Source organism: Streptomyces sp. NPDC046925, from assembly GCF_040644915.1.
Taxonomy (GTDB): Bacteria; Actinomycetota; Actinomycetes; order Streptomycetales; family Streptomycetaceae; genus Streptomyces.
Window position 1 is genome coordinate 96,104 of the sequence record NZ_JBEYWZ010000021.1, and the last position, 10,578, is coordinate 106,681.

The following is a 10,578-nucleotide window of genomic DNA, read 5'->3' on the forward strand; positions in this document are numbered from 1 at the left end:
ACCCCACACGTCGCTACGACGGGTGAACGGTTCCGCACTGCACGTGATGGAAGCTCTGCCTCTGGGAGTCCCGTGTACCCACACGTCGGGGTTGACGCCTCGGGCCTGGCTACGCTGCGCGCAACGGTCGCCGACCGCTTGCGCGGCTTCGTCCCCACCGCGTACGCCGGCCCCGCCGTCCCCGCATTTGCCGTCCCCACACCCGCCGGGCCGCTCTACGCCCTGGCGGACAGCGGCGCGGCGGTCAGCAGACGGGCCCGTTCCGCCTCTGCCGCCACCTCAACCCCCACCCACCGCCGTCCCGCCGCGGACAGCGACAGCGCCCGCATGATGGACCTCGTCGAACGCGCCCAGGCGGGCGAGTCCGACGCCTTCGGCCGTCTCTACGACCAGTACAGCGACACGGTCTACCGCTATATCTACTACCGCGTCGGCGGCAAGGCGACCGCCGAGGACCTCACCAGCGAGACCTTTCTGCGCGCCCTGCGCCGCATCAGCACGTTCACCTGGCAGGGCCGCGACTTCGGCGCCTGGCTGGTCACCATCGCCCGCAACCTGGTCGCCGACCACTTCAAATCGAGCCGATTCCGCCTCGAAGTGACCACCGGCGAAATGCTCGACGCGAACGAGGTCGAGCGCAGCCCCGAGGACTCCGTCCTGGAGTCCCTCTCCAACGCCGCACTGCTCGACGCCGTGCGCCGCCTCAACCCCCAGCAGCAGGAGTGCGTGACCCTGCGCTTCCTGCAAGGCCTCTCGGTCGCCGAGACCGCTCGGGTGATGGGCAAGAACGAGGGCGCGATCAAGACCCTCCAGTACCGCGCGGTCCGTACCCTCGCCCGGCTCCTGCCGGACGACGCGCGCTAACGCCGCACCCCGCCGATAGCCCTCTGTAGCCGTGCGGAGTCGCCAACTGACCCTCCGTGGCGGCCAGATGGCCGTCGCGGAATTAGGGCGGTCCGATCATCCTCCGTCCGTAACCCAAGTGCCGCGACGCTCGTTGTGCGGGATGCAGGCTCCCTGTGGTCGCCCCCTGATTACCTCCACTCACTCGATCGTGTGGATGTACTCAGGTCGTGCAACCCTCAGGACCCCCTGGGGAGTCGACCGTCATGACGAGAGGAGGTGCCGCCAGTGATCGCGAACGTATCGGCACACCGGCGGGCGAACGCCTTCGCCCAAGCCCTTGAGGAGCAATCCGACCAGGGCCCGGCGGCCGAGCAGACCGAAGGTCCAGTCACACCCGATCCCGCGCCGTCCGAGAAGACGGCGCAGGAGCAGATGTTGACGCTCACGAACGGCCTCGGCGAACTGCCGAAGCCGGAGCTGGATCCCGAGGTCAAAGTGGTCCAGCGGGCCCAGCTCGTAGCCGCCATGGAAGCCATGCTCCTGGAGGGCACGGCCGCGGGCGGTGGGACCATCGGCACCTCGGTGCCCGAACAGCGGTCCCGCAAGGGCGCGCACCGGGCCACGGGACTGCGCAAACTGAAGCCGCGCTCCAGACTGTCGAAGGGCATCGCCGCGGGCGGGCTCACCGTCGGCGTGGCCGCAGGAGCGTTCAGCGGAGTGGCCGCCGCCAGCTCCGACGCGCTGCCGGGCGATTCGCTGTACGGCCTCAAGCGCGGCATGGAGGACCTCAAGCTCGGCATGGCCGACGGCGAGAGCGACAAGGGCGGGATCTATCTCGACCACGCCTCGACCCGCCTGAACGAAGCCCGCCGGCTGATGGAGCGGGGCCGCTCCGGCGAGCTCGACCACGAATCCCTCGGCGAAATCAGGCGCGCCCTCTCCGGCATGCGGCACGACGCCACGGAAGGCCACCGCCTGCTCCACGAGGCGTACGAACGCGACGGCTCGCTCGGTCCCATGCAGACCCTGTCCGCCTTCTCCGAGTCACACCGCAGAAGCTGGCGCGACCTGCAGAGCAGGCTGCCCGTCCAGCTCGGCGACGTGGGCGAGCAGGTGAACTCGGTCTTCGACGCGATGGACCAGGAAGTGGACCCCCTCCGCTCCCTCTTCCCCCGCACCCCGGAAAAGGGCGACACCACCGACCGGCCGAGCCAGGGCGGCTACTCCGGCTCCTCGGCCCCGGACAGCCCCTCGGCCCCGGATTCCTCGCCGCGGGACGGTGCGAGCGCCGACAAGGGCGAGCCCCGCCCGTCGGCACCGGACAAGGGCGAGGACGACGGCTTGCTGGGCGGGAACACGGGCGGCCTCCTGGACCCCCCGAAGTCCGACACGACGCCGAGCAGCCCGTCGAGCGGCGATTCGTCCGGCAAGGGCAAGGAGACCCCGGCCCCGAAGCCCGACGTCACGGTGCCTCCGATCCTCCCCGGCTTGCTGCCGGGCCTGGGGATCGACGAGGAGGACGCGAAGTAGCCAGCTGAGAACGAGCGCCGGGGGTCTGATGCATCAGACCCCCGGCGCTCGTTTTCGGCCCTCATCAACCCCTCATCGGCCCCCCATCAGCCCTCAGAAGAAGACCGACCGGCGCTGCACGAGCAGCTTGTAGAGCGTGTGCTGAATCTGCTCCCGCACCTGATCGGTCAGGTTGAACATCAGCATCGGGTCCTCGGCCGCCTCCGGCGGATATCCGTCCGTGGGAATCGGCTCCCCGAACTGAATCGTCCACTTCGTCGGCAGCGGCAACGCCCCCAGCGGCCCGAGCCAAGGGAACGTGGGCGTGATCGGGAAGTAGGGGAAGCCGAGCACCCGCGCCAGCGTCTTCGCGTTGCCGATCATCGGGTAGATCTCCTCCGCCCCCACGATCGAGCACGGAACGATCGGCGTCCCCGCACGCAGGGCGGTGGAGACGAACCCGCCACGCCCGAACCGCTGGAGCTTGTAGCGCTCGCTGAACGGCTTCCCGATGCCCTTGAACCCCTCCGGCATCACCCCGACAAGCTCACCCCGCTCCAGCAGCCGCTCGGCGTCCTCGGCGCACGCCAGGGTGTGCCCCGCCTTGCGCGCCAGTTCGTTGACCACCGGCAGCATGAAGACGAGGTCCGCCGCGAGCAGCCGCAGATGCCGCCCCTCGGGGTGGTTGTCGTGCACGGCGACCTGCATCATCAGGCCGTCGAGCGGCAGCGTCCCGGAGTGGTTGGAGACGATCAGCGCCCCGCCCTCGGACGGGATGTTCTCGATGCCCTTCACCTCGACGCGGAAGTACTTCTCGTAGAGCGGCCGCACCATGGACATCAGGACCTGGTCGGTGAGCTCCTCGTCGTAACCGAAGTCGTCGACCTCGTAGTCGCCCGTGAGCCGCCGGCGCAGGAACGCGAGGCCTCCCGCGATACGCCGCTCCAGGCCGCCGCCCTGCCGCGGCTCCGGTGCGGCCCCGGCCGCCGCCCCCGGCCCGGCGGCCTCCTGCCGCGAAGGCTGCGGCTCGGCCCCTTCCACCTGCGGCTCCCCGTCCTGCTTGCCCGGCATGGCCGTGACCTCACGCACGGCTGCCGGATCGTTCTTGCGCCGGGCAGCTCCCGTCGCGCCCCTGCGCCGCGCCGGGCGCTGCGCACCCGCGCGCGACCGGTCGTCGTCGAACGGAATGACCTTGGCGTCCGCCATCGTTGACGCTCTCCTCAGTTGGCGCTCTGGTTGCCCGCGAAGGGCAGTGTGGCGATCCGGTCGATGGCCCCCGCGACGGCCTGCGGCGGCAGAAGTCCCGGACCCCGACTGCGTACGAAGTCCGCGAAGGTCTCCGCGGTCGTGTACTTGGGGCTGAAGCCCAGTGTCTCGCGCATCTGCCGGGTGGCGACGACCCGGCCATGGGTGAGCAGCCTGATCTGCTCGGGCGAGAAGTCCGTCGCGCCCAGGGTGCGCAGCGCCTGGCCGACCCAGGTGACCGCGGGCATGAACACCGGCAGCGTCGGACGCCCCAGGCGCCGCGCGCACTGCGAGAGCAGCAGCAGACCGTCGCCCGCGATGTTGAACGTGCCGCTGTTGAGCGTGCCGCGCTCGGGCTCGCGCGCCCCGAGGCGAAGCACCTCGATCGCGTCGTCCTCGTGCACGAACTGCAGCCGCGGGTCGTAGCCGAAAACGGTCGGCAGGACCGGCAGCGAGAAGTACTCGGAGAGCGGGGAGTCCGCCGTGGGGCCCAGGATGTTGGCGAAGCGCAGCACGCAGACCGCCACGTCCGGGCGGCGGCGCGCGAATCCGCGTACGTAGCCCTCGACCTCGACGGTGTCCTTGGCGAAGCCGCCGCTCGGCAGCGACTTCGGCGGGGTCGTCTCGGTGAAGACCGCGGGGTCGCGCGGCGCGGAGCCGTACACATTGGTGCTCGACTTCACCACGAGCCGCTTGACCGTGGGCGACTTCTGGCAGGCACCGAGCAGCTGCATGGTGCCGATGACGTTGGTTTCCTTCAGCGAGCCGCGATTGCCGCCGGCCAGCGCGGTGCCCGTGACGTCCATGTGCACGACCGTGTCGACGGAGAACTCGGCCAACACCTTCGCTATCGCGGGCTGCCGGATGTCGGCCTGGACGAAGTCGGCGCCGCCCAGATGGTGCTCCGGGGGAACCGCGTCCACGGCGACCACCCGGTCGACCTCGGGGTCCCGCAGCGCGCGGCGGACGAACCGCCCGCCCAGTTGTCGGGCCACCCCGGTCACGAGCACGACCTTGCCCAAGATCAGCGCCTGCCTTCCCCAGCCCTTGAAGTCCTGCCGCGCCCCAACATTTCTCTCCTGGCACACGCTAGCGGGTCGATGTTGCGCTGTGATGACCGCCCGATGCAGGAAGTGACGACAGCCCCAACACAGGTGCACGGACCTGGCCCTATGCCCAGACCAGGACGTACGCCGGATCGGGACGCACATCCTGCCCAGAGGGTACGTTCGAAACAAGCCCCCGGGCGCTCCGGTACGGCGCGAAAACCGGCCGGAAGACGCCCCGGGCGGTTTTCGCGGACAACCAGGCGAGTACCCCGAAAACGCCGAAGCCCTCCCGCCGGATGACGGGAGGGCTTCGGTACGCGCTGTACAGCTGTCGCTTACTTCTTGTTGCGACGCTGAACGCGGGTGCGCTTCAGCAGCTTGCGGTGCTTCTTCTTGGCCATCCGCTTGCGCCGCTTCTTGATAACAGAGCCCACGACTACCCTCGCTCACTTCTCTTCACTCGGTGCGGGGCAGCTGACTGGGCCCACACGACCTACGTCGGCCCTAGCCTACCCGCCTCGTGGTGAGGGACGTAATCGAGGGGGATCGATCGACTCCGATCAGCCCGCCTCGACTCCTACATAGGACTCGCGGAGGTACTCGTGAACCGCCTGCTCCGGGACCCGGAAGGACCTCCCGACCCGGATGGCGGGCAGATGACCGCTGTGCACCAAGCGGTACACGGTCATCTTGGACACTCGCATCACCGAGGCGACTTCCGCCACGGTCAGGAACTGAACCTCGTTCAGCGGCCTCTGGTCTGCAGCCATGACACCCCACCTGAACCTTCCGCACATGACGGGCACCGGCTTCCCCTTCCGGTGACTCTTCGTCTCTGCGCGCTCACTCCCCAGACTAGGGGCGGATGATGCGAGTGGGGAAGAGGAGTAGCGATCGGCCGCCTACTGTGACAGACACGCTCGATTGAGTACATAGCGAGTAAGCGGTCGGTAGTAATCAGACCGCACAGCGTCATCAAGCGGAACGACGACGGACACCTGCCCCTCGGCCTCTCCGACGAACAGCGCGGGATCGTCCGTATCCGCCAGACCGATCGCCTCGAACCCCAGCTGACCTGCCCCGCAGACCCATCCGTGGTCCCCGATGACGAGCTCGGGAAGCAGCCCTCCGACCCCCGCGGCGGCCGCGAGCGCGGCTCGAACCGGGAGCGGGGAGTGGGTGTGTGCGCCGGTCTCACTCCCGGCGGGACGCGCGCCGGGTTCCCGCACCAGCGCGACTCCTTGTACGTAGTCAAGGTTGTACGTGCGTAGGCCGAACCGGGTCGTTATGTCGACACTGTCGCCCTGCGCGGGGGTGAGGACGGTGCACCCGGCCGCCGACAAAGCGTCCGCCAACGCGGCGTAGAAGCCGAGGAGACGGTGCGGATGTCCTGTCCCGAGAAGCACGGGAATCCGCCTTCGCGCCGCGTCCGCGAGCCTTTCGGCGAAGGCGTCGAGCGCGGCCAGCGTGCGTTCGGGGTCGATGACATCGGCCCCCGAGGTGTGCCGCGGGTCAGCGGAGACCCCGCACTTGTCCGCCATCAGCCCCAGCAGGTCGCCCGGGCCCCAACTCCACTCGGGGTCGAGCCCCAGGAGTATCCGGGGGTCCCGGGCCGCGAAGAGCCGATAGCTCCGCAGGCTCTCTTCCCGCAAGGTGGCCACGGGCCCGGCCAACCGAGCAGCCAACAGATGCGCACGCAACGCTCCGGTGCTCAACACGGGCTCGATGCTGGCGCATTACCGGGACGCCCACCCCCAAAACCCCGGAAAACCCCCACAGTTGGGCTAACGCGACGTACTCTCACATGCGGCCAGCCCGCTGCCCTACGGCAGGAGCCCCCGCAACGGAAACGCCGCCCGGCGAGCAGCAAGCACCGCCTGGTCGAGCCGGTCAGCGGGGTCGTATCCCTCGGACCAGTCCGCCCAGGAGACGGGCCAGCGCCCATCACTCATCCGCGCGGGAGCCAACTGCCGGGTACGGGCGAAGACTTCCTGCCGCCAAGCCTCCGGAATCATCTGCGAAGGCTCGATCTCCCGCCCCGCGGCAATGGCGGTCAGATGCGTCCACGACCGGGGCACCACATCCACCACGGCATACCCGCCGCCGCCCAGAGCGACCCAACGCCCCTCGGCGTACGAGTGCGCCAGGTCATGGCAGGCCACCTGCACCGCCCGCTGCGCATCGAGCGAAACGGCGAGGTGGGCGAGCGGATCCTCGAAGTGCGTATCGGCCCCGTGCTGAGTGACGAGCACCTGCGGCCGGAACTCCGCGAGCAACTCCGGCACGACAGCATGGAACGCCCGCACCCACCCCGCGTCCCCGGTCCCGGCCGGCAGGGCCACATTCACCGCCGACCCCTCCGCAGCCCCGGCCGCCCCCGTCTCCTCGGGCCACCCGGTCTGCGGAAACAGCGTCCGCGGATGCTCGTGCATCGAGATCGTCAGAACCCGCGGATCGTCCCAGAAGGCGGCCTGCACCCCGTCCCCGTGGTGCACGTCCACATCCACGTACGCGACCCGCTCGGCGCCCAGTTCGAGCAGCCGCGCGATGGCCAGCGCGGCGTCGTTGTAGATACAGAACCCCGAAGCGGACCCCGGCATCGCGTGGTGCAGCCCGCCCGCGAAGTTCACCGCGTGCAGCGCTTCCCCGCGCCACACCGCCTCGGCCGCCCCCACCGACTGCCCGGCGATCAGCGACGACACCTCGTGCATCCCCGCGAAGGCGGGATCGTCCATGGTCCCGAGGCCGTAGCTGCCGTCCGCCGACGCCGGATCGGCGGAGGCGGCCTTGACCGCGTCCACATAGTCCTCGCGGTGCACGAGCCGCAGCGTCGAATCACCGGCACGCTTGGCCGCGACGACTTCCACCTCACGGTCGAGCCCGAAGGCACCGACCAGACTTCTGGTCAGCGCGAGCCTGACCGGGTCCATGGGGTGCTCAGGACCGAAGTCATAGCCCGTTACTGCCTCGTCCCACATCAGCTGTGCGCGGCCGCTCATGCCCGTCACCGTATCGGTCCGCTCCCGGGGCGAAGGAACGGGCGTACAACAAGGTCGCGAGCACCAGCACCATGGGCACGAGCATCGCCGCGCGGTAGTTCCAGGCGTCCCCGAGCGCCCCCACCAGCGGAGAACCGATCAGGAAGCCCACATAGTTGAAGACATTGAGCCGCGCGACAGCGGCATCCGAGGCCCCGGGAAAGAGCCGCCCGGCCGCGGCGAACGTCTGCGGAACGATCACACACAGCCCGAGCCCGAGCACCGTGAAGCCCAGAATCCCGGTCCACGCCCCGGGCGCCGCCGCCACGACCGCGAACCCGAGAGCGGCCACCACCGACCCGGCCCGCACCACCGCCACGGCCCCGAACCGCCGCACGCCCAGATCCCCGAGCCCCCGCCCGAGCAGGGTCATGACCATGTAGACGTTGTAGGGGACGGTCGAGACCTCCTCCGAACTCCCGAGCACGTCCTGCAAGTACTTCGCGCTCCAGTTGGAGACGGTCGAATCCCCGATGTACGCGAAGGTCATCACCAGGCACAGCGGCAGGAGCAGCTTGAAGACGACGGGCCCGCCCTTGCCCTCACCGGCGGCACCCGCATCGCCGCCGCCATCTGCGTCGACGTACCACCGGCTCCCCACCAGCGCCGCAGGCAGCAACACCACGACCACCGGCAGATAAGAGACGAAGAGCGACAGATCCCAGTGCGCCCCCGCCCACGCGATCGACGCCCCCGCGATCCCGCCCAGGCTGTAAGCCGCGTGAAACCCCAGCATGATGCTGCGCCCGTACGTCCGCTGCAGACTCACCCCGAGCATGTTCATGGAAGCGTCGAGCGCCCCCACCGCAAGCCCGAACACCCCGAGCGCCACGCCCACTTGCCACAGGGCGTCGCCCGCGCCGACCCCGAGCAGCGCCAGGAGCACCACGGGCTGCGCCCACCGCAGCACACGGCTGGGCCGCACCCTCTTGACCAGCCACTCGGTGCCCACGCTCCCGACCCCCGCGAGGATCGGCACGGCGGCGAGGAACACGGGCAGCAGGCCGTCGGATATCCCGTAGCGATCCTGAATGGCGGGGATCCGCGTGACCAGCAACGCGAAGGTGACGCCCTGCACCAGGAAGCTGAACGCCAAAGAGGCCCTGCCGCGCCGCAGCTCATCTGTCATGGCTGCTGAGCGTAGGACCCCTGACTACCGGTGGGTAGATAGATCACCCAACCAATTCCCCGCGTCTTTCCTTCACCGCCCGAGCGCGGCGACCTCCTTCGTCACCTTCTTCTCCATCGGGTCGACGACCAGGGCGCCACTCACCATGACCGTCGCCGTGATGGTCACCGCGGCGATCACACCCCCGAGCCAGACCATGGTGTCGATGGGCAGCGTGTAGGCGCCCACCGCCCGCAGCGCCGCCTCACCGAACAGCGCCACGCCCCAGAACACCGAGAACATCCGCTCCATCCGCGCGAACCGCCCCCGCTCGGCGATCAGCCGCTCCCACACCGCGGTCCGCACCGGGTTCCCCTTCGTGACCCAGGGCTTGAGCCCGGCGGTCATCAACGGCCGCCCGCCGGCCACGGACACCAGCACGGCGATGCCGATCGTCGCGGTGATCCCGCTGTCCTTGGCCAGCATCAGCCGCGGGTCACCGGCCACCAGGCTGAGCAGCAGCCCGACGACGTTGGCAGCCAGGATGAGCGCCGCGAGCCCGTTCACGCGCCGGTCCTTGACCACGCTCCACAGCGTCCGCCCGGCGGGCACCACACTGCTCCAGGCGAGCGCCGCCATCGTGCCCATGCCGAACCCCTTGCTGAGCAGGTAGTACGAGGCTGTGGGCACCGCCGCGTCGAGCACGAGCGGCTTGAGCGACTCCCAGCGCGACTGCCGGACGGAGGCTTCCGCGGGGACCGCCTCTGCGGCTCCTGTGGCTTCCGTGGCTCCTGCGGCGGCCGTGGTGGTGACGAGCTGGCTCATGGTGATCGGTCCTCCGTCGTCCCTGTGACTGTCGCAGTCACTGAGTGCGTCCCGTTCGTTCTCGACGTACTCAGCTTCGCCGCGACCACCCATCGGCCGACAGAAACGATCGTCCGGACCTGGCAGTGACAAATGTCAGGCCGATACCCATGGCAGCGTCATACGAGCAGGTCAGCCAACTCCCCCATGTCCCCGAAGAGTTCAGTGGCGCCCGTGAGCCGCTCGGCGGGCGTCATGGCGGTGAACCCGAGGACGTCCATCCCGGCAGCCAGGGCCGCCTGGACCCCCAGCGGACTGTCCTCGACCACCACACACTTCCCGGGCGCCACTCCCATGCGCTCGGCCGCGTAGAGGAAGAGATCCGGCGCCGGCTTCCCCCTCCCCACGTCCTCGGAGCTGAAGATCCGCTCGTCGTCGAACCACCGGTCGAGCCCGGTCCTGCGATGCCCGACCCGAATCCGCTCATGACTCCCGGACGAGGCCAGGCAGTACGGCACTCCCCCGGCCACCAGCTTTTCCAGCACGTCGACGGCACCCGCCACGGGCTCAAGCTCACGCTCGAAGGCGGCGAATACCCGCGCGTGGAACGCCTCGTCGAAATCCGCCGGCAACCGCTGCCCACTGCGCTCGAGAACCAGATCGTGTACGCGGTGAACGGCGGCCCCCATGTAGTCACGCAGGGAGTCCTCGTACGTGGTGGGGTGGCCGAGCTCGGTCAGATAGGCGGCAAGAATCGTGTTGGAGAGCGGCTCGCTGTCCACAAGGACGCCGTCATTGTCGAAGATGACCAGGTCGTATCGCATAACCCGACCCTAAACGCAGAAAACCCCCGCACCATAAGGTGCGGGGGTCTCCCGTCAATGATAGTTCGGCGGCGTCCTACTCTCCCACAGGGTCCCCCCTGCAGTACCATCGGCGCTGTGAGGCTTAGCTTCCGGGTTCGGAATGTAACCGGGCG

Annotated in this window: 11 protein-coding genes and 1 rRNA gene; 2 read left to right on the plus strand and 10 right to left on the minus strand. The window is 69.3% G+C overall.

Translation table 11 applies throughout. The annotated features are described in order from the left end of the window. The first annotated feature begins 72 nt into the window (after positions 1 to 72). Positions 73 to 864, plus strand: a complete 792-nt coding sequence (locus ABZ906_RS44150; protein ID WP_361199413.1) for an ECF subfamily RNA polymerase sigma factor, BldN family — start codon at positions 73 to 75, stop codon at positions 862 to 864. Positions 865 to 1,131: 267 nt separating this feature from the next. Beyond that, positions 1,132 to 2,376, plus strand: a complete 1,245-nt coding sequence (locus ABZ906_RS44155) for a DUF5667 domain-containing protein (RefSeq protein ID WP_361392846.1) — start codon at positions 1,132 to 1,134, stop codon at positions 2,374 to 2,376. Positions 2,377 to 2,469: 93 nt separating this feature from the next. On the opposite strand, the gene ABZ906_RS44160 is transcribed toward ABZ906_RS44155, so the two are convergent. The 10 genes from ABZ906_RS44160 to rrf all read right to left on the minus strand — a co-directional run. Further along, the gene (locus ABZ906_RS44160) at positions 2,470 to 3,561 is read right to left on the minus strand and encodes a lysophospholipid acyltransferase family protein (RefSeq protein ID WP_361199408.1); all 1,092 of its coding nucleotides are present in this window, start codon (positions 3,559 to 3,561) and stop codon (positions 2,470 to 2,472) included. A 14-nt stretch (positions 3,562 to 3,575) separates the two neighbouring features. Further along, the gene (locus ABZ906_RS44165) at positions 3,576 to 4,622 is read right to left on the minus strand and encodes an NAD-dependent epimerase/dehydratase family protein (RefSeq protein WP_361392848.1); all 1,047 of its coding nucleotides are present in this window, start codon (positions 4,620 to 4,622) and stop codon (positions 3,576 to 3,578) included. 362 nt (positions 4,623 to 4,984) lie between these two features. Beyond that, positions 4,985 to 5,083 carry an AURKAIP1/COX24 domain-containing protein gene (locus tag ABZ906_RS44170; protein ID WP_003948845.1) on the minus strand — a complete coding sequence of 33 codons (99 nt, stop codon included), beginning with the start codon at positions 5,081 to 5,083 and terminating at the stop codon, positions 4,985 to 4,987. A 126-nt stretch (positions 5,084 to 5,209) separates the two neighbouring features. Then, positions 5,210 to 5,419 carry a helix-turn-helix domain-containing protein gene (locus tag ABZ906_RS44175; protein ID WP_157869005.1) on the minus strand — a complete coding sequence of 70 codons (210 nt, stop codon included), beginning with the start codon at positions 5,417 to 5,419 and terminating at the stop codon, positions 5,210 to 5,212. Between the two features lie 132 nt (positions 5,420 to 5,551). Continuing rightward, positions 5,552 to 6,367: a phosphatase gene (locus tag ABZ906_RS44180; protein WP_361199401.1), complete on the minus strand. Its 816-nt coding sequence runs from the start codon at positions 6,365 to 6,367 to the stop codon at positions 5,552 to 5,554. A gap of 105 nt (positions 6,368 to 6,472) precedes the next feature. After that, positions 6,473 to 7,648 carry an acetoin utilization protein AcuC gene (locus tag ABZ906_RS44185; RefSeq protein WP_361199398.1) on the minus strand — a complete coding sequence of 392 codons (1,176 nt, stop codon included), beginning with the start codon at positions 7,646 to 7,648 and terminating at the stop codon, positions 6,473 to 6,475. Next, the gene (locus ABZ906_RS44190) at positions 7,599 to 8,816 is read right to left on the minus strand and encodes an MFS transporter (RefSeq protein ID WP_361199395.1); all 1,218 of its coding nucleotides are present in this window, start codon (positions 8,814 to 8,816) and stop codon (positions 7,599 to 7,601) included. Before ABZ906_RS44190 ends, ABZ906_RS44185 begins: the two co-directional genes overlap by 50 nt. Positions 8,817 to 8,888: 72 nt before the next feature. Further along, complete coding sequence (locus tag ABZ906_RS44195; RefSeq protein WP_361392850.1) at positions 8,889 to 9,620, minus strand: VC0807 family protein; 732 nt, start codon at positions 9,618 to 9,620, stop codon at positions 8,889 to 8,891. A gap of 158 nt (positions 9,621 to 9,778) precedes the next feature. Then, a complete protein-coding gene (locus ABZ906_RS44200; protein ID WP_361392852.1) occupies positions 9,779 to 10,423 on the minus strand; it encodes an HAD family hydrolase in 645 nt (214 codons plus the stop codon). 63 nt (positions 10,424 to 10,486) lie between these two features. Continuing rightward, a 5S ribosomal RNA gene (rrf, locus tag ABZ906_RS44205) occupies positions 10,487 to 10,578 on the minus strand; the annotation flags it as partial.